The organism is Arthrobacter sp. GMC3, assembly GCF_002929305.1.
In the GTDB taxonomy this organism is placed as follows: domain Bacteria; phylum Actinomycetota; class Actinomycetes; order Actinomycetales; family Micrococcaceae; genus Specibacter.
In genome coordinates, this window is sequence record NZ_PJIO01000184.1 from 1 (window position 1) to 502 (window position 502).

1 protein-coding gene is annotated in these 502 nt (G+C 60.2%); it reads right to left on the reverse strand.

Annotation, left to right across the window (positions count from 1 at the left end):
* Nucleotides 1–65: 65 nt before the first annotated feature.
* Nucleotides 66–502, reverse strand: a 437-nt coding sequence (locus CXQ94_RS24215) for a hypothetical protein (RefSeq protein WP_146070437.1), incomplete at its 5' end; no start/stop codon positions are given.

Here is a 502-nt window from a genome sequence, read left to right on the forward strand (position 1 = left end):
CCGGGACAGCCGGCTCAAGCCAGCATGGCCCCTCTCGCTTGACATCGCCGCTGAATCTACATGGTTTAGATTGAGTAGCCGTTCTTCGCCGTCTTCAAGAGAGACTCCCCGTAGCTGCTCGGTTGCTTGATCTGCCTGCTTGCGAACACGCTGATGTCCAGGTCCGGCTTCCCACGGGCAGTGGTGACCTGTTCGATACCTACTGACGTCAGGACGAGGTAGCAACCCTCGCCCCACAGGGACTCCGCATCGATATCAACCGGGCCGGCATCACGCCACCAGCAGAGCCTTGCGACCACAGTGCCGCTCGGATCGAGGAAGACGCTGGGCTCCTCGTCATGCGCGCTCCAGCGAAGCCGCTTCACCCAGTTCGGGCACAAAGCGAACGAATAGGCCGCTGCGTCAAAGCCCATGTCCACCGAGCAAACAACTCTCCTTACCAGCGTTGGCGCCAGATCATTGTCAAATGCGACGTACTGGCCAAGCCAAACAGCGATGGGCA